At 70.9% G+C, this 16,996-nt stretch carries 13 protein-coding genes and 1 riboswitch; of the genes, 4 read left to right on the top strand and 9 right to left on the bottom strand.

The window, feature by feature from the left end; genetic code table 11:
- Positions 1 to 4: 4 nt before the first annotated feature.
- Positions 5 to 175: riboswitch (cyclic di-AMP (ydaO/yuaA leader) on the bottom strand.
- A 195-nt stretch (positions 176 to 370) separates the two neighbouring features.
- Complete coding sequence (locus ACWDAG_RS45465) at positions 371 to 1,378, bottom strand: transglycosylase family protein (RefSeq protein ID WP_450701459.1); 1,008 nt, start codon at positions 1,376 to 1,378, stop codon at positions 371 to 373.
- Between the two features lie 188 nt (positions 1,379 to 1,566).
- Between ACWDAG_RS45465 and ACWDAG_RS45470 the strand changes: the two genes are divergently transcribed.
- Entirely contained in the window at positions 1,567 to 2,835 is a 1,269-nt protein-coding gene (locus ACWDAG_RS45470; protein WP_450701460.1) for a cytochrome P450 family protein, read from the top strand.
- Here the strand turns inward: ACWDAG_RS45470 and ACWDAG_RS45475 are convergent.
- The 6 genes from ACWDAG_RS45475 to ACWDAG_RS45500 all read right to left on the bottom strand — a co-directional run bounded on the left by ACWDAG_RS45475 (position 2,800) and on the right by ACWDAG_RS45500 (position 10,116).
- Positions 2,800 to 3,810, bottom strand: coding sequence for a nucleoside triphosphate pyrophosphohydrolase (locus tag ACWDAG_RS45475; RefSeq protein ID WP_450701461.1), 1,011 nt, complete (start codon positions 3,808 to 3,810; stop codon positions 2,800 to 2,802). The two genes, ACWDAG_RS45470 and ACWDAG_RS45475, sit on opposite strands and share 36 nt — an antisense overlap.
- A gap of 99 nt (positions 3,811 to 3,909) precedes the next feature.
- Positions 3,910 to 4,557, bottom strand: a complete 648-nt coding sequence (locus ACWDAG_RS45480) for a SurA N-terminal domain-containing protein (protein WP_450701462.1) — start codon at positions 4,555 to 4,557, stop codon at positions 3,910 to 3,912.
- Positions 4,558 to 4,703: 146 nt separating this feature from the next.
- Positions 4,704 to 5,531, bottom strand: coding sequence for a glycoside hydrolase domain-containing protein (locus tag ACWDAG_RS45485; RefSeq protein WP_450701463.1), 828 nt, complete (start codon positions 5,529 to 5,531; stop codon positions 4,704 to 4,706).
- Positions 5,532 to 5,673: 142 nt separating this feature from the next.
- Positions 5,674 to 7,158 carry a protein kinase domain-containing protein gene (locus ACWDAG_RS45490; protein ID WP_450701472.1) on the bottom strand — a complete coding sequence of 495 codons (1,485 nt, stop codon included), beginning with the start codon at positions 7,156 to 7,158 and terminating at the stop codon, positions 5,674 to 5,676.
- Between the two features lie 38 nt (positions 7,159 to 7,196).
- On the bottom strand, positions 7,197 to 7,817 hold the full coding sequence (locus ACWDAG_RS45495) for a hypothetical protein (RefSeq protein WP_450701464.1): 621 nt from the start codon (positions 7,815 to 7,817) through the stop codon (positions 7,197 to 7,199).
- A 142-nt stretch (positions 7,818 to 7,959) separates the two neighbouring features.
- Positions 7,960 to 10,116: an N-6 DNA methylase gene (locus ACWDAG_RS45500; RefSeq protein ID WP_450701465.1), complete on the bottom strand. Its 2,157-nt coding sequence runs from the start codon at positions 10,114 to 10,116 to the stop codon at positions 7,960 to 7,962.
- Positions 10,117 to 10,326: 210 nt separating this feature from the next.
- Between ACWDAG_RS45500 and ACWDAG_RS45505 the strand changes: the two genes are divergently transcribed.
- Positions 10,327 to 11,010 carry a hypothetical protein gene (locus ACWDAG_RS45505; RefSeq protein WP_450701466.1) on the top strand — a complete coding sequence of 228 codons (684 nt, stop codon included), beginning with the start codon at positions 10,327 to 10,329 and terminating at the stop codon, positions 11,008 to 11,010.
- A 247-nt stretch (positions 11,011 to 11,257) separates the two neighbouring features.
- Positions 11,258 to 11,974 carry a hypothetical protein gene (locus tag ACWDAG_RS45510; RefSeq protein WP_450701467.1) on the top strand — a complete coding sequence of 239 codons (717 nt, stop codon included), beginning with the start codon at positions 11,258 to 11,260 and terminating at the stop codon, positions 11,972 to 11,974.
- A gap of 30 nt (positions 11,975 to 12,004) precedes the next feature.
- Here the strand turns inward: ACWDAG_RS45510 and ACWDAG_RS45515 are convergent, their stop codons facing one another.
- A complete protein-coding gene (locus ACWDAG_RS45515; protein ID WP_450701468.1) occupies positions 12,005 to 12,724 on the bottom strand; it encodes an HNH endonuclease family protein in 720 nt (239 codons plus the stop codon).
- A gap of 205 nt (positions 12,725 to 12,929) precedes the next feature.
- Between ACWDAG_RS45515 and ACWDAG_RS45520 the strand changes: the two genes are divergently transcribed.
- Positions 12,930 to 13,115, top strand: a complete 186-nt coding sequence (locus ACWDAG_RS45520) for an antitoxin (RefSeq protein ID WP_450701469.1) — start codon at positions 12,930 to 12,932, stop codon at positions 13,113 to 13,115.
- An 82-nt stretch (positions 13,116 to 13,197) separates the two neighbouring features.
- Here the strand turns inward: ACWDAG_RS45520 and mfd are convergent, their stop codons facing one another.
- On the bottom strand, positions 13,198 to 16,728 hold the full coding sequence (gene mfd / locus ACWDAG_RS45525; protein ID WP_450701470.1) for a transcription-repair coupling factor: 3,531 nt from the start codon (positions 16,726 to 16,728) through the stop codon (positions 13,198 to 13,200).
- Positions 16,729 to 16,996 lie beyond the last annotated feature (268 nt).

Here is a 16,996-nt window from a genome sequence, read left to right on the forward strand (position 1 = left end):
GGTTCGATCCCCTCACCGACGCCTGCGAGGTGAGCTGTCGGGTTCGGGCCGGTTGAGTTGCCCGGCCGTGCTCTCGCTCTCACGAGACACGGCTACACCCCTAGCCGCCGCCGTCAACTGCCCGGTGCGGCACTTACCTTGGGTCCCCCGCTCCTGCCTACGGCGCTTTACGCGACGACTGTTCCCGTACGGCCGCTGGCAGGATTCGGCGTTGCGGCAGCCGGGGCTCGTGTTGACGAGCGGTGACGACGGTAGACACGCGATCCGTCGAATTTCAAAGACGATCAGGGCTTCTGAGACTCATCCCACACTTTCACCAAACCGGACATTCAGTGGCGAAGTGTGACGTGAACTCCCGTTGTTTTTCGCCCTATTCGGCACCGAGTTTCAGGGTCTGACCGGCGAAGATGTGGTTCGGGTCGGCACCGATGGCCTTCTTGTTCTCGGCATAGAGCGCCCGCCACCCGCCGTCCAGGCCAAGGGAGTCGGCGATGGAGGCGAGGGTGTCGCCGGCGTGGACGGTGTACGTGTCGTCCGCACGACTGCCGGCCTTGGTCTTGTCGGCGGCCTTGTCGATGGTCTCGTCGGCAGCCTCGTCCGCGCTGGCGCCACGGTGGCGGCCGGTACCGATCGCGCCGGTGTCGACGAGGCTCCAAGTGGCCGCCGGGGGCTCGGAATTGTCCGAGTCGTCACCCTTCGCCTTGCCTGTGGACGAGCTGCCGCCACCCTCTGAGTTACCCGTGGCCTTCCCGGAAGGAGAGGTGGAGGGTGAGGCGGATGTGCCGGATTCGGTGGAGTTGTCCGTCGCACTCGCGGAGGACGAAGAGGACGAAGGGGAGGCACTGGAGGACGAGCCGGAGGACGAATCCGACGAAGAGGACTCATCGGAAGCGCTGCCCGAGGAGTTGGACAGACCGGTCGAGTCGGAGTCGGACGCCCCGGATGAATCGGACGAACCGGAACCGCCGCCCAGCACACCGGTGTCGATGTGGGCCGAACCCGAGTCCCTGGTCAGCCCGGAGGTCAGTCCGCAGGTGTGGAAGGCGCCGACGCCCTGGTCGTCCAGGAGCTTCTCGGCGACGGCTATCTGCTGGTTGCGGCTGGCGAGGTCGGCACTGGGGGCGTAGTCGAGACCGCCGTACTTCTCCCAGTTCTCCTGGGTCAACTTGAGCCCGCCGTAGAAGCCGTTGCCGCTGTTCTCGCTCCAGGAGCCGCCCGTCTCGCACTGCGCCACCTTGTCCCAGGTGGTGCCGTCCGCGGCGCTCGCGCCGCCGGCGGCGAAGAGCGGGATCGCGATGGCGGAGCCGGTCACCCCGGCCGCGACGAGGAGAGCCGGAGCCTGGCGGGGGCGACGGTGTCGACCGTTCCCGGAGAGCATGCGGAGGCCTTTCACAAGACAGCAGTGACCGCGCGGCGCATGACACCGACAGGCGTTCGACACCACCGCGCTGGTCCGTGAACGTAGCCGCTGCCGATCACTTGTCACAAGTTAATGCCGCGTAGATCACGTGAAGATCACAGACTTGAACGCGTGTCACCTTTGACCGGTTCGCTGCGGCGGCGCATGTGCGGGCGGGCTGCGGATACGGTCGTCCTGTGAACGTCCCGAACACCGCTCCCGAACTCTTCACCTGGGAATTCGCCGGCGACCCGTATCCGGCCTACGCCTGGCTGCGCGAGCACTCCCCCGTCCACTGGACGAAACTCCCCAGCGGCGTCGAGGCATGGCTGGTGACCCGCTACGCCGACGCACGTCAGGCACTCGCGGACGGGCGGCTCTCGAAGAACCCCGAGCATCACGCCGAGGACGCGCAGGGCAAGAGCAGGACCGGCATTCCGGGTGAGCGCAGCGCCAATCTCATGACGCATCTGCTCAATATCGACCCCCCGGACCACACCCGGCTGCGCCGTCTCGTCTCCAAGGCGTTCACCCCGCGCAGGGTGGCCGAATTCGCCCCGCGGGTGCAGGAGTTGACGGACGATCTCATCGACCGGTTCGCGCCGCACGGGCAGGCGGATCTCATCCACGACTTCGCTTTCCCCCTCCCCATCTACGCGATCTGCGATCTGCTCGGCGTACCCCGCGAGGACCAGGACGACTTCCGCGACTGGGCGGGCATGATGATCCGGCACGGCGGCGGACCGCGCGGCGGTGTCGCCCGCTCCGTGAAGAAGATCCGCGGCTATCTCGCCGAACTCATCCACCGCAAGCGGGGCGAGCTCGGGGACGACCTGATCTCGGACCTCATCCGCGCCTCCGACCACGGCGAGCACCTCACGGAGAACGAGGCCGCCGCGATGTGCTTCGTGCTTCTCTTTGCCGGCTTCGAGACCACCATCAACCTGATCGGAAACGGGACATACGCGCTGTTGCGCAATCCCGGGCAGCGGCAGCGGCTCCAGGAGTCGATCGGGCGCGGAGAGAGCGCACTGCTCGACACCGGTATAGAGGAGCTGCTCCGCTACGACGGCCCCGTGGAACTGGCCACCTGGCGCTTCGCCACCGAGCCGCTGACCATCGGCGGGCAGCGCATCGCCACCGGTGACCCCGTCCTGGTCGTCCTGGCCGCGGCGGACCGCGACCCGGCCCGCTTCTCGGAGCCCGACACGCTCGATCTCTCCCGCCGGGACAACCAGCACCTCGGTTACGGCCATGGCATCCACTACTGTCTCGGCGCCCCGCTGGCCCGGCTCGAAGGCCGCACCGCGCTGGAGACCCTGCTGCGCCGCCTGCCCGACCTGGAGCTCGCCGCCGACCCCGCCGAGCTGCGCTGGCGGGGCGGGCTCATCATGCGCGGGCTACGAGACCTGCCCGTGCGGTTCACCGCCGCCTGACCGGCTTCGGCCCTCCGTCTCCTTGATCGCGTCCCGGTAGGCCCGGGCCGCCGCCCGCAGCGCGGCCTCCGGGTCCACGCCCTCCGCCTCGGCGCGCACCGCCAGCGCGAGCAACTCGTAACCCACGCCTTCGAGTCGGGGCAGTGGGACGTTCAGACCCGCCGTCCGTACCCGCGACGCCAGCTTCGCCGAGAGGGCCAGGCCCGGCTGGCCGAGCGGGATGCCCTCCGTCACCGAGGTGCGCTGCTTCTCGATCGCCTTGGTGCGCAGCCAGTGCTCCTTGACCTCCTCGGGCGTGGCGGCGGTCTCGTCGCCGAAGACGTGCGGGTGGCGGTGGATGAGCTTGGTGACGATGCCGGCGGCCACGTCGTCGACGGAGAAGGGGGCGTCCGGGTCCTCCTCGGCTATCCGGGCGTGGAAGACCACCTGGAGCAGGACGTCGCCCAGTTCCTCGCGCAGTTCGTCGCGGTCGCCCTCCTCGATCGCCTCGACGAGTTCGTACGCCTCCTCGATGCCGTACTTCGCCAGGCCCTTGTGGGTCTGCTGGGACGACCACGGGCACTCGGCGCGGATGCGGTCCATGACCTGGACGAGGTCCAGGAGGCGGGCGCCCGGGAGGTCGTAGGAGGCGGGCAACAGCTCCAGCTCCGGCATCTGCACGCGCCCGGAGCCCGCCAGCCGGGCCAGCCCGTCGGTGAGGGCGGGCTCGCCCTCACCGGTCGCGACCACGACGACCGTACGGCCGCCCGCGCACGCGTCGACCAGCTCCTCGGCTGTGGGGGCGGCCTCCTCGACCCGTATGCCCGCCTCCCGCAGATACGGCAGCTGCGGGTGGGCGCCGTCCGAGCACAGCACGCGGTCGGCGGCGTGCAGGGCCTGCCAGGCGGGCCAGGACAGCAGGCCGGGCGCGACGCGGTGGCTGGTGGTGAGCAGGACGATGCGGCCGGGGGCCTGTCCGGAGCTGATTGCGTTCACGATCCGAACGTAACGCACGCCGCCGACAGCCCCGGAAGTTGTCCACAGGGCTGTGCTCCGCAGGGCCGCTGTCCACAGGGACGGGGCCCTGGAGGACGGTTACGCCGTCTGCTGCGTCCCGGTCGCCGTGACCTCGCGCACCCACGGGGTCTTCGCGTCGACGCGGCTGCTCTTCTGGACGTCCCAGGTGCCGTAGCGCGGGTTCAGGTCGACGTGGAGTTCCTTGGACGCCTTGGACAGGGCGTTCCAGAAGGCCGGCTTGCTGGTGTCGGCGCCGAGGGCCTGCGCCAGCTTCTGGGCCTCCAGCTGGAGGCGCAGGTTCTCGTCGAGGCGCTGCGGGGCGACGCCGTACTGCTGGAGCCAGGCCGTCTGCAGGGCCTTGGAGCCGCCGACCTGCTGCTCCAGGCCGGTGCGCATCTGCTGGACCTCCTTGGGCGTGACGCTCACGCCCGCGTCCCGGGCGGCGCGGTGCAGCACCCGGTCGATGACCATCCCGTGCAGGGTGTCGCGGGTGAGGCCGGCGGTCTGCGACACGGCCTGCTTGTACTGCGCGTCGTCCTTCACGGCCGCCCGCTGCGCCGTGCGCACCTCGTTCACCCGGGTCTCCAGCTGCGCCACGGTGATCCGCTGACCGCCGACGACGGCTGCCGCACCGGGGTGCGCATCGCTTCCGCAGGCGGTCAGGACGGGGGCCGCGGCGGCGATCGCGGCGGTGAGGAGGAGCGCGGTGCGACGGCGGCGTTGCAAGGAAGCCTCCCGAGGAGATTGTGCGACGGTGCACAAAGTCTTGCGGTGATCGATGGTAGGCAGTGGGTCGGCTGTGGCCAACCCATTCGACCAACGATTCACCGCGACTTCGGGCACCGCCGCGCCTCCGCGGGTGCCGGCCGGGGTCAGCCGGTGATGGCCACCGGGGCGTCCCACGCGTCGCGGTCCACGGTGATCGTGTAGCCGTTCCGCGTCTCCTTGCTGTTGACCAGGTACTGGTGGGCGCGGCTGTGGTTGGTGAACTGGGTGGAGCCCCAGGGCCAGTCCGTGGTCGTGGTGTTCTGCTTGTCCCACAGGGCGTACCAGAGGTTGCCCGGCAGGTCCGTCTTGTCGGTCGCGGTGGCGATCGCCTTGGCGCTGGAGCTGGTGAAGCCGTAGTAGCCGGTGCGGTACGTCTTGGCGCGCAGTTCCTTGTCGAAGGCGCGGACATAGGTGAGCACGGCGTTGTTGCACGACGTGTTCGTGATGTCGTACGACTCCATGTCCAGGTAGATCGGGCTGCCGGCCTTCATGCCGAGCGCCGATGCCTTGGCCACGGCGTCGTCCGCGTCGGTCTTGCCGAGGGAGGCGGCCGTGGTGGCGGTGATCTTCTCGGGGCTGGAGCCGGTCTGGCAGGGCGGCTGGGCGCCGACGTAGAGCGGGATGAGCTTCCAGCCGACCGTGCTGACCGACTTCACCCAGGACGCGGTGAGGTTGGGCTGGGAGCAGCCGCGGTTCCTGCCGCCGACGTAGACGGCGGCGGCGCCGTAGAAGCCGGTGTGCCAGGCCTTCATCGCGGCGAGGGAGGGCGCGGCGCAGGTGTCGAAGGCGCGGCCGGTGTACGTCTTCTGCGCTGGCCAGGTCGTGGCGGCCATGGAGGTCTGCGCGGCGAGCCCGGCTCCCGCGACCACGGCGGCACCGGCGGCGGCCCAGGTGATGTATCTGCGCTTCTTCGACTGCCGATGGCCGGCCATGTGTACCCCACCCCTGGTTGTGCGTCGGCTGCGTTGTGCGTTGCCTGGCGTAAAACGAACGGCAACGTACCCGGCCCTGATCAAGTGTTCGGAAAACGTAAGCCCCTGAAGAGCACAAGATTCCCTCAGGGTTCGGTAAAAACTAGCCGCGCACCTGCCCCAGCCATCCCAGGGTGCGACGGATTTCGGTCACGAGCGGGTGGCCGGGGCCGCGCAGGCGCTCCACGTCGAGCAGGAGTCGGGCGAGTACGTCGTGGGCGGCGGCGCGGTCGCCGAGGGCGAGCAGGAGGTGGCCGATGCGGCGGCGGACGTCGTGGGCGAGCTCCGGGTCGCCGGCCACGTACTGGTTCTCGTAGTACGGCAGCAGCGCGCGGTACTCGGCGAGCGCGGCCGCCGGTTCACCGAGGGACTCCAGGCACTGGGCGGCCTCGTAGCGGAAGCGCAGCGACTGCGGGTCCGCCTGGCCCGCCTCGGCGGCGCGTTCGTCGGCGAGGCGGCGCAATTCGGGCAGTGCGCGGCGGTACTGGCCGTCGTCCATGAGGGTGGCCGCGTACTGCTTGCGCAGGGTGCGCACGACCGGGGAGTGCTCGCCGTGCTGTTCGGCGGCGGCGGGCAGGATCGCGCCGAGGATGTCCACGGCCTGGGTGATGCGGCCCTCGCCGAGGAGACGCTTGACCTCGTCGACGGCGCGGGCGACGTCCGGTTTCTCCGCCTTCTCGACCGCCGGGGCGGGCTGGGGCGCGGGGGTACGCGCGCGGTCCGGCCAGGGGGCGTGCGGGCGCAGGAAGGGGCGGGTGGGGTCCAGGGGCGCCCCGGTGGGCGTCCCGCGCGCGGGCAGCAGCAGGGCCAGGTGCTCGTACACCTCCTGCGCGGAGGCCGGGCGGTGCTGCGGGTCCTTGGCCAGCAGACGCAGGACCAGGGCTTCGAGCGCCTCCGGGACCTCGGGGCGCAGGCGGCGCACCGGGACCGGCGCCTCGTACAGATGCCGGTGCAGTACGCCGAGCGCCGTCGAGCCCGCGAACGGGACGTCGCCGCTGAGGAGTTCGTGCAGCAGCACACCGAGCGCGTACAGGTCGGTGTACGGACCGACCGCGCCGCCCATGGCCTGCTCGGGCGCCATGTAGGCGGGCGAGCCGATGGGGGTGCCGGTGTGCGTGAGGCGGGTGGTGTCGGCGTCCATCACGGAGGCGACACCGAGGTCGAGGACGGTGACCGTGCCGTCCTGCTTCACCATCACATTGCGGGGCTTGAGGTCGCGGTGGACGATCGGCACGGCGTGCACGGCGCTCAGCACCGCGCACAGTTGCGCGGCGACCGCGACCGCCCACTGCCAGGGGTAGGGGTCGTGCTCGGCGAGATGGTCGGAGAGGTCGGCGCCGTCGACGTACTGCATGACGAGGAACAGCTCCTCGCCCTCGCTGCCCGCGTCGTGCACGGTGACCAGGCCGGGGTGGTCGACCTGAGCGGTCACCCGGCATTCGCGCACGAAGCGGCGGCGCAGCTCGTCGGCCTCCTGCCCGGCCACCTTGTCGGGGCGCAGCAGCTTCACCGCCACGCGCCGGTCCAGCCGCTGGTCGTACGCCGTCCAGACCTGGCCCATGCCGCCCTGCCCGATGAGCGTGGACAGCGCATAGCGGCCGGCGACGACCCGTCCTGCCGCCACGGTCACCTTCCGCCCTCGTGGTTGCCGTCGGAGTGGCCCGGGTGCTGGCGCAGATAGTCGCTGAGCTCGTCCAGTTCGGCGCGCACCTGGTCGATACGGGCGGGCGCGGGGCGCTGCGGCGGGGCGGGGGCGGGCGGCTGGGGCCCGGGAGCGTGGGGCATCGGGGGCGCGGTGTACGGGGGTTGCGGGTTGCTCGGCGCGGTCGTCGCGGTGAACGGCGACGCGGGCTGCGGATACCCGTAGCCCGGCGCGGTGGGCGGCGGCCCCGCGTAGACCTGGTGGGGCTGATGGAAGTGACGTATGTCCGCGTAGAGGTAGTAGCCGACGCAGGCCACGGCGTTCAGCAGCAGGATGATCATGCCCGTGTTGCCGTTCGGGCTGCTGAAGTCGTCGGTGTGGTCGGTGCTCAGGAAGGCGAAGCTGATGCCGAGGACCACCACCGAGGCCGCGAAGATCCACCAGTCGACGGCCCTGCGGGTGACGATCGCCGCGCGGAGCGTCGCCACCCAGGCCAGGAAGCCGATGCTGAGGAGTGCCACCGCCACGAAGATCACGCGCAGCAGGACCAGCACCCCGGTCGAGGGTCGACGGGGCGGAGGCGCGGCGTAGCCGTGGCCCTGCATGGCTGCTCCTGGAGGCCTGATGGGGACGAACGTGAGTACCGGCACAGGTACTGGGTCCGAGCGTATAGGCCGACAAGGACAACGCGTCCCGGGTTGTACCGAACCGTTGCAGCGCTGGTCACGTCCCCCGACCGGGAACGTGTCAGTCCGGTGCGACCGTCCCGTCCGTCAGCCCGTCGTACATCCCGCGCACGAGTTGCTCCCCGAGGCGGCCCGCGTGGCGGAGGGCGCGCTCGAAGTCGTCGAGGGCGCGGAAGCGTTCGCCGTAGCGCCGCTGTTCGTCCAGGGGGAGGCGGGGCAGTTGGAGGCGGCGCACGTCGAGGCGGGTGGCCGTGGACGCGTAGCTGCTGGCCTGGCGGTTGTTGGCGGTGCCGCGCAGGAAGCCGGCGAGGAACCAGGGGTCGAGCGCCGTGGGATCGGGGCGCAGGAGGACGAGGTTGCGCCCCAGGGCGGCGCCCGTTGTCGCGTCGTCGATCACGCGCGCCACCGCGCCGCCGCCGAGCACCGGCACGACGACGTCGCCCGGCTGCGTCAGCACGGCGTCCTCGTCACTCTCGGGCAGGGCGCCGGAGGGGGCGGTCTGGGCGAAGACGTCGTGGTCGGTGAGGACGGGCACGCGCGCGTGGCCGCCGTTTCCGCCGGTGCGCAGCACCAGGGCTCCCCCGCGCGCGAGTTCGCCGACGGTGGTGAACGGCCAGCGGGGCGCGGGCCGTGTGTGGTCCGCGGGCGGCGGGGTGAGGTCGGCGGTCAGCCGCAGGGTCTCGCCGAGGCGTTCACGTACGTCGGTGAGCGCGTCGGCGCCGTCCGCCGCGGCCGGGGGCGGCAGATGGCGGGCCGGGGCGAGGTCGACGTCGTCGTCGAGGAGGTCGATGACGGGGAGGGAGCGGGCCAGGCCCGGGCGTTCGTCGAGCGTTCCGGCGCGGTCGAAGGCGCCCCAGGCGTCGAGCACGGCCTCGCGCACGGCCCGCCAGTCGGGGCCGCCGCGTCCCTCGGTGGCGTACTGCCCGGTGTCGGCGAGCAGCACCTCGGGCTGCCCGGACGCCTTGTCGGGGCGGCGCAGCACCCACAGGTGGAGGGGGATGTTGTACGGGGGTGCCGCGCCGATGGGCAGGGCGACGACGGCGCGCAGTGCGCCGCGGCGCAGCAGGTCGGCGCGGACACGGCGGCCGGAGCGGCGGGAGGCGGCGGCGGGCGGCATGAGCAGGACGGCGGTGCCGCCGTCGCGCAGGCGGGCGAGCGCGTGCTGGGCCCAGGCCAGCTCGGACTCGTTGCGGGCCGGGAAGCCGTACTCCCAGCGGGGGTCGTAGGCGAGTTCGTCGTGGCCCCAGTTGCGTTCGTTGAACGGCGGGTGGCACAGGACGGCGTCGGCGCGCAGCTCGGGGTAGGCGTCGGCGCGCAGGGTGTCGCCCGCGGCCCCGCGCACGGTCGCCTGCGTGTGCAGGGCGAGGCGTAGGGCGGTGAGCGCGGCGAGGTCGGGGGCGCTGTCCTGGGCGTAGAGCTCCTGGTCGGGGCGGGGGGTGACGGCGCGCAGGAGGGCGCCGGTGCCGCAGGCGGGGTCGAGGAAGGTGCGGGCGGGTCCTGCCAGGTCGGCCATGAGGCCGGCGAGTTCGGCGGGCGTGAGCGTGTACTGGCGCGGGTTGGCGTCCAGGTGCCGGCCGAGGAGGAACTCGAAGGTCTGGCGGGCGCCCGATGCGGCGGCGAGTTCGGCGACACCGCGCAGGAGCGGGGCGGAGGGGAGGAGTTGGGGGCCGGAGGGGGCTTGCACGGCGGGGGGTGTGGCGGTGTGGGCGGAGGTGGGCGTGTGCACGGAGGTGGGGGTGTTCACAGCAAGCCGGGAGTTCACACCCGATGCCGTACCTCCGGCCGGTTCGCTGTGAACACCGCGCCCACGCCCTCGAACCGCCGCACCGAAACGCGGCTCCAGCACGTCCTCCAGCGCCCCCGTCAACATGGCCGCCAGCCGCTCGTCCGAGCCCGCGCTCGCCTCCAGCCAGACCGTCGGCCGGTCGTGGATGAGCAGCAGTACACAGCCTGCGTGGGTCAACGCCGTGACGGGACCCTCGGGATGACCGGCGAGCTGCTGCCAGACGCGTTCACGGAGCGGGACCTCGGCGAGTTTGCCCTGCTTGCGCAGCCAGGCCTCGATCTCGGCGAGTGCGAAGGACGGGCTCGTCTCGGTGCCGCCGACGGGCTTGGGGAAGTCGGCGTGGCGGCGGCGCCAGTTGCTGACGGCGGCGCGGCCGACGCCGGCCAGCCGGGCGATCCCGGCGGCGGTCACCTCTGTCGCGTTGTCCAACACCCGCCGGCTCCCCTCGTTGTCGCAGTGTGACGCCGAGCATACCGATGCACGCAAGATCCATGCATTCACGGCCGTGTACACACTCAACCTTGTGAATCGTGTTGACTCGGTTCACAGCCTCTGTTCTTATTGACCCAGCGGACACCGTGAACGGCAGCTGCCGAGCAACGGCCGTTCGCCACATCCGAACGTCCGAGGGGGGACATTGCCATGGGCATGAAGGGCAAGATCGCGCTGGGTGCCGTCGTGGGGGTCGTGGTCATCGGCGTCGTCTCGGCGAACGCGGGCCACAACGGCACCGGCTCCGCCTCCGGCTCGAACTCCGGCAAACGTTCCTCAACCTCCGCGCAGCACGGCTCCGGAAGCGGGAAGGCGCAGGCCACCGAGAAGAAGAAGGCCGCGTTCGCGGGGGACGGCGACTTCCGGGTCGGCTCGGACATCAAGCCCGGCACCTACCGCACCACCGGCAACACCGAGGGCATGTGTTACTGGGAGCGCGCCAAGGACGCCAAGGGCGAGATGGACTCGATCCTGGCCAACGACAACGTGAGCGGCACCAGTTACGTCACCGTCAAGGCGACGGACAAGCTCTTCAAGTCGAACGGCTGCAAGGACTGGGAGGCCGTCGACACCCAGACGAAGGGCACGCCCGCCGCCGGGATGGCCGGTGACGGCGGGATGTTCAGGGTCGGCTCCGACATCACCCCCGGCACCTACAAGTCGATCGGCAACAAGGACGACTCCTGCTACTGGGAGCGGACCAAGGACGCCGACCACTCGCTCCACTCGATCATCGCGAACAACAACGTGACCGGCACGGCCGTCGTCACCATCAGCCCGGACGATGCCTACTTCAAGACCACCGGCTGCGGTGACTGGAAGAAGGCGGCCTGACCCGGCCCCTCCCGTGACCGCCGGGGCCCGCCCCGCGCACCCTGCCCGGCGCGCCGGGCCCCCGGCCGACCGGCCCCCACCTGGGGTCCGGCCGCCCCACCCCTCCGCTTACCATTACCGCTCGCCGCTCACCGAGCCGTTCCACCGGATTCAACGGGCGGCCCCTCCCCCACACCTCAGGCCGGTTCCGGCCCTCGCGCGGCATGCCGTGCACTCCCCCGTCAACACCACCCTTTGAAGGACTGTCATGCGTCTCTCGCCTCGTGTCGCCACCCTGCTCGCCGTTGCGGCACTCCCCCTGGCCCTCACCGCCTGCTCGTCCGGTTCCTCCTCCGACCAGGGGGGCAAGGCTTCCTCTGCCGAGGGAGCCGCGGGCAAGGCGAAGGACCCCAACGCCGGCCTGCCCACCGGTACGCAGCTGAAGAAGGCGCTGGCACCCGTGTCCGCCTTCCCCGCCAGGCTCACCATCGAGGCCGACGGCTCCTCGGACACCGGCGGCACGTTCCTCTCCCCGTCCGCCAAGAAGACCGCGAAGCCGGACTGCACCAGGCTGGAGGCCACGTCCTGGATCCAGGTGACCGGCTACAAGGGGGGCGTGTCGTTCGCGCAGAACGACTACGCGAGCAAGGACAAGACGCAGGAGGTCGCCCAGGAGATCGACACCTTCCAGGGCACCACGGCCACCGCGGTGATGAAGGCCCTGCAGACCGTCGCCACCGAGTGCGCCACGTTCACGGACACCGACGCGCACGCCAAGGTGAAGGTCACCGGCAAGTCCACGGCCGGACTCGGGGACGAGGCCTACACGATGACGTTGACGAGCGGCACCTGGGAGAACGGCACCACGCTCGTCGCGGCCCGGTCCGGCAACTCGGTGGTCACCGTGCTGTCCACGGCCGGCAGCGACAACGGCGCCGCATCCGCGAAGAAGGTGACGACCACGGTCCTCGCGGCGCTGAAGTAGCAGGCGTAGCCGCGCCCCGGCCCGTCCCCGTCAGCCGGCGTGGAACCGGGCCGGCGCCTCGGTCGGGTTGCCGCCGGAGGGGAGTTTCTGCCCCGGGCAGGTCCTGAGGACCTTCTCCATGGCGGCCTTCTCGGCGGCGGTCACCCACAGCCCGTACTTCTTCTTCACCGCGACCTGGGCGGCGACATACGTGCACCGGTAGGCCTTCGGCGGCACCCAGGTCGCGGTGTCGCCGTCGCCCTTGGACCGGTTGGCGCTCGCGCCGACGGCGAGCAGGTTGAGCGGGTCGTTGGCGAGGGCTATCCGCTTGCGCGCGTCCCAGTACTTGGCGCCCTTCTGCCAGGCGTCGGAGAGGGCGACCAGGTGGTCGATGTCGACGAGGCTGCGGCCGCGCCGGTAGGTCACCTTCGTACCGGAGTAGGGGTCGTCCTCCAGGACGCCGTACGACACCTTGCACTTGCCGTCGCTGAACTTCACGTCGTCCAGGTCCCGTTTGAGGATGTCGTCACGGGTGTCGCAGTTGTTGGAGTCGGTGTCCGCCCAGGCGGCGCCGAACCTGTCCCGGGCGTAACCCGTCTTCGGCGCGCGCCCCTTCACGGTCAGCGACTCGGCGGCCGTGAGGGCCGCGCCCCCGCCCCCGCCCCCGGTCTCCTGCGGTCCGCCGGATCCCGTCTTGGTCTCCGCCTTGCACCCGGCCACGGCGAACACCAGCACCATGGCAGCCGCTGCCCCGCCCCTCAGACGCCTCATGGTGCGCCCTCCCCTTTGCCCGCGCGATCCGCCCCCGCACGGGCGGTCTCCTCTCGTACGGATTTCCCGTACGACTGTCCGCACACCGTAGCGAGAGGGCGCACGGAGGCGTTCATGAGGTCCAGACCAAAAACGTCCCCAAGTGGGCATTTGCCACACACGGGACGTATCGTCGTTCTGAAGTCACCTCGGGAAGGAGCTCTGGATGGGCATCTTCGACAGGTTCAAGAACAACCGCCAGGCGCAGGGCAAGGCCAAGGAGATGTCCGACGCCGCGGAGCGGAAGGTCAACGAGAGAACGGGCAACAAGTACGAGAACCAGGTCGACGACGCCCAGCAGCGCATCGAAGGGCAGCTCGGTATGGATCGCGACAAGCCCGAACAGCCCTAAGGCCACAGAGCAGCCGTAAGGCCAAGAGCAGCCGTCCGCGGAATCCGCCTCCCGCGGACGGCTTCGTTGTGCTTCCAGACGGCTACGACCCGAGAATCGACGTCAGGAACTCCCCGACCCAGCCCAGCAACTCCCGCCCGACCAAGGGCTTTCCGCCCACCTTCGCCGTCTTCGGGCGCGGTACCAGCACCTGGTGGACGGCCGGCTTGATGACCGTCCCCGGGTACAGGCGCTTGAGCCTGAGCTCCTGGGACTCCCTCAACTCCACCGGTGCGAAGCGGATGTTGTTGCCCTGGAGGACGATCTCGCCGACTTCGCAGGCGCGGGCGAGCATCCGCAGGCCGGCCACCAGAAGCAGGTTCTCCACCGGTTCGGGCAACTTGCCGTAGCGGTCGACGAGTTCCTCGCGTACGGACTTGATGTCCTCCTCCGTGTTGGCGGAGGCGATGGCACGGTAGGCCTGCAGGCGCAGGCGCTCGCCGGGGGCGTAGTCGTGCGGGACGTGCGCGTCGACGGGGAGCTCGATCTTGACCTCCAGGGGCGGCTCCTCCTCCACCCCGCCCTCCAGGGAGGCCCGGTAGTCCGCGACCGCCTCGCCGACCATGCGCACGTACAGGTCGAAGCCGACGCCGGCGATATGGCCGGACTGTTCGCCGCCGAGAAGGTTGCCGGCGCCTCGGATCTCCAGGTCCTTCATGGCGACGTACATGCCCGCGCCCATCTCCGTGTGCTGGGCGATCGTCGCGAGGCGCTCGTGGGCGGTCTCCGTCAGGGGCTTCTCCGGCGGGTAGAGGAAGTACGCGTACCCGCGCTCGCGGCCGCGGCCCACCCGCCCGCGCAGCTGGTGCAGCTGCGAGAGACCGAAGTTGTCGCCGCGCTCCACGATCAGGGTGTTGGCGTTGGAGATGTCGATGCCGGACTCGACGATCGTGGTGGAGACGAGGACGTCGTACTTCTTCTCCCAGAAGTCGACGACGACCTGTTCGAGAGTCGACTCGGACATCTGGCCGTGGGCGGTCGCGATCCGCGCCTCGGGGACGATCTCGCGCAGGCGAGAGGCCGCCCGGTCGATGGACTCCACCCGGTTGTGGATGTAGAAGACCTGGCCCTCGCGCAGCAGTTCGCGCCGGATCGCCGCGCCGATCTGCTTCTCCTCGTAAGGCCCGACGAAGGTCAGGACGGGATGGCGCTCCTCCGGGGGTGTCGTGATCGTCGACATCTCGCGGATGCCGGTCACGGCCATCTCCAGGGTCCTGGGGATGGGGGTCGCGGACATCGTCAGGACATCGACGTTGGCGCGCAGCTTCTTCAGCTGCTCCTTGTGCTCGACGCCGAAGCGCTGCTCCTCGTCGACGATGACCAGGCCGAGGTCCTTGAACTTGGTCTCCGAGGAGAAGAGGCGGTGGGTGCCGATGACGACGTCCACCGAGCCCTCCCGCAGTCCCTCCAGGACGGCCTTCGCCTCGGTGTCGGTCTGGAAGCGGCTGAGCGCCCGCACGTTGACGGGGAATTGGGAGTAGCGCTCGGAGAACGTCCCGAAGTGCTGCTGGACCAGCAGGGTCGTGGGGACCAGGACCGCGACCTGCTTGCCGTCCTGGACGGCCTTGAAGGCGGCCCGGACCGCGATCTCCGTCTTGCCGTAGCCGACGTCGCCGCAGATCAGGCGGTCCATGGGGACCGACTTCTCCATGTCCTCCTTGACCTCGGCGATGGTGGTGAGCTGGTCGGGGGTCTCCGCGTACGGGAAGGCGTCCTCCAGCTCGCGCTGCCAGGGGGTGTCCGGGCCGAAGGTGTGGCCGGGCGCCGCCATGCGGGCGCTGTACAGCCTGATGAGGTCGGCCGCGATCTCCTTGACGGCCTTCTTCGCGCGCGCCTTCGTCTTCGTCCAGTCGGCGCCGCCCAGGCGGTGCAGGGTGGGTGCTTCGCCGCCGACGTACTTGGTGATCTGCTCCAGCTGGTCGGTGGGGATGTAGAGGCGGTCGCCGGGCTGGCCGCGCTTGGCGGGGGCGTACTCGACGACCAGGTACTCGCGGGTGGCGCCCTGCACCGTGCGCTGCACCATCTCGATGTAGCGGCCGACGCCGTGCTGCTCGTGGACGATGTAGTCGCCCGCCTCCAGGGTGAGCGGGTCGATGGTCTTGCGGCGGCGGGCCGGCATCCGGGCGCCGTCCTTGCCGGCGGCCTTCTGGCCGGACAGGTCGGTCTCGGTCAGGACGGCCAGCTTGAGCGCCGGGTCGACGAAGCCGTAGTCGATCGAGCCGCACGCCACGTGCACGACGGACGGGGAGATCGCCCCGAGTTCCACGTCGAGGCGGGCCGCGATGCCCTCGCCGCCCAGCACCTCGACGGTACGGGCGGCCGGTCCGTGGCCCTCGGTGACGTACACCGTGCGCCAGCCCTCGGCGAGCCAGCCCTTGGTGTCGGCGAGGGCCTTGGCGGTGTCACCGCGGTAGGTCTCGGGGGCGTGCATGCCGAGCTTGAGGGTGTCTGCGTCGAGCTCTTCGTCAGCGGCGAAGGGCGAGACCGACCACCACATCATGTCCAGCTCGCGGGCCCGGTCGCGGACGTCCGCGATGGACCACAGGGAGGCCGCGCCGACGTCGATGGGGGCCTCGCCGCCGCCCGCCGTGGCCGCCCAGGACGCCTGCAGGAACTCCTGGGAGGTCGCGACCAGATCGGCGGCACGCGTGCGTACCCGCTCCGGATCGCACACGACGGCCATGGCGCCCTTGGGCAGGACGTCGATCAGCAGCTCCATGTCGTCGACGAGGACGGGGGCGAGGGACTCCATGCCCTCGACCGCGATGCCCTCGGCGATCTTGCCGAGCAGTTCGCCCAGCTCGGGATGGAGTTCCGCGAGGGTACGCGCACGCGTGCGTACGTCCTCCGTGAGGAGGAGTTCACGGCACGGCGGCGCCCACAGGCCGTGCCCGGCGACCTCCAGGGAGCGCTGGTCGGCGACCTTGAAGTAGCGGATCTCCTCGACGTCGTCACCCCAGAACTCCACACGCAGGGGGTGTTCCTCGGTGGGCGGGAAGACGTCCAGGATGCCGCCTCGTACGGCGAACTCGCCGCGCTTCTCGACGAGCTCCACGCGCGCGTACGCGGCGGCGGCGAGGGCTTCCACGATGTCGTTCAGGTCGGCGATCTGCCCGGTCCTCAGTGCGACCGGTTCCAGGTCTCCGAGGCCCTTGACCTGCGGCTGCAGCACGGACCGTACGGGGGCGACGACGACGGAGACCGGGCCGGTCTCGGGGTCGTCGGGGCGGGGGTGGGCCAGGCGGCGCAGGACGGCGAGACGGCGGCCGACGGTGTCGCTGCGGGGGCTGAGCCGCTCGTGCGGGAGGGTCTCCCAGGAGGGGTAGTCCACGACGCCGTCCGGCGGCAGCAGCGAGCGCAGGGCGGCGGCCAGGTCCTCCGCCTCGCGTCCCGTCGCCGTCACCGCCAGCACGGGGCGGCCGGTCTCGCGGGCGAGGGCGGCGATCGCGAAGGGGCGGGCGGCGGGAGGGCCGACGAGGTCGATGTGCATGCGGTTGCCGTCGGTGGCCGCCTTGACGGCTTCTGCGAGGGCGGTGTCCTTGACGACGGCGTCGAGCAGACCGTGCAGGCTCATTCGGGGCGGCTTTCGTCCGGGGGTGGGCAACGCGAATCGCCCGACGCGCGCGGCGGGCCGGGGGTTTTCCAGGGTACGTCGCCGCCGACGCAAGTGCCGGAGGCTTCTCGCCCCCGCCGCCCCTACCCGTCCCGAACCGGGAGCCAGCCCCCGGACCCCCGCTCCTCAATCGCCGGAGGGGCTGATTTCAGCCCGTCCGGCGATTGAGGACGAGGCCGTTCAGGCCGAAGCGGGGGTCTGGGGGCGGCAGCCCCCAGGTGCACAACGG

It is taken from the genome of Streptomyces sp. NPDC001157 (assembly GCF_053598255.1).

Coding starts and splice junctions, on each gene's coding strand:
- mfd (WP_450701470.1), bottom strand. CDS start 16,728: ATGAGCCTGCACGGTCTGCTCGACGCCGTCGTCAAGGACACCGCCCTC.
- ACWDAG_RS45485 (WP_450701463.1), bottom strand. CDS start 5,531: ATGGCCGGCCATCGGCAGTCGAAGAAGCGCAGATACATCACCTGGGCC.
- ACWDAG_RS45465 (WP_450701459.1), bottom strand. CDS start 1,378: ATGCTCTCCGGGAACGGTCGACACCGTCGCCCCCGCCAGGCTCCGGCT.
- ACWDAG_RS45510 (WP_450701467.1), top strand. CDS start 11,258: ATGCGTCTCTCGCCTCGTGTCGCCACCCTGCTCGCCGTTGCGGCACTC.
- ACWDAG_RS45505 (WP_450701466.1), top strand. CDS start 10,327: ATGGGCATGAAGGGCAAGATCGCGCTGGGTGCCGTCGTGGGGGTCGTG.
- ACWDAG_RS45520 (WP_450701469.1), top strand. CDS start 12,930: ATGGGCATCTTCGACAGGTTCAAGAACAACCGCCAGGCGCAGGGCAAG.
- ACWDAG_RS45495 (WP_450701464.1), bottom strand. CDS start 7,817: ATGCAGGGCCACGGCTACGCCGCGCCTCCGCCCCGTCGACCCTCGACC.
- ACWDAG_RS45515 (WP_450701468.1), bottom strand. CDS start 12,724: ATGAGGCGTCTGAGGGGCGGGGCAGCGGCTGCCATGGTGCTGGTGTTC.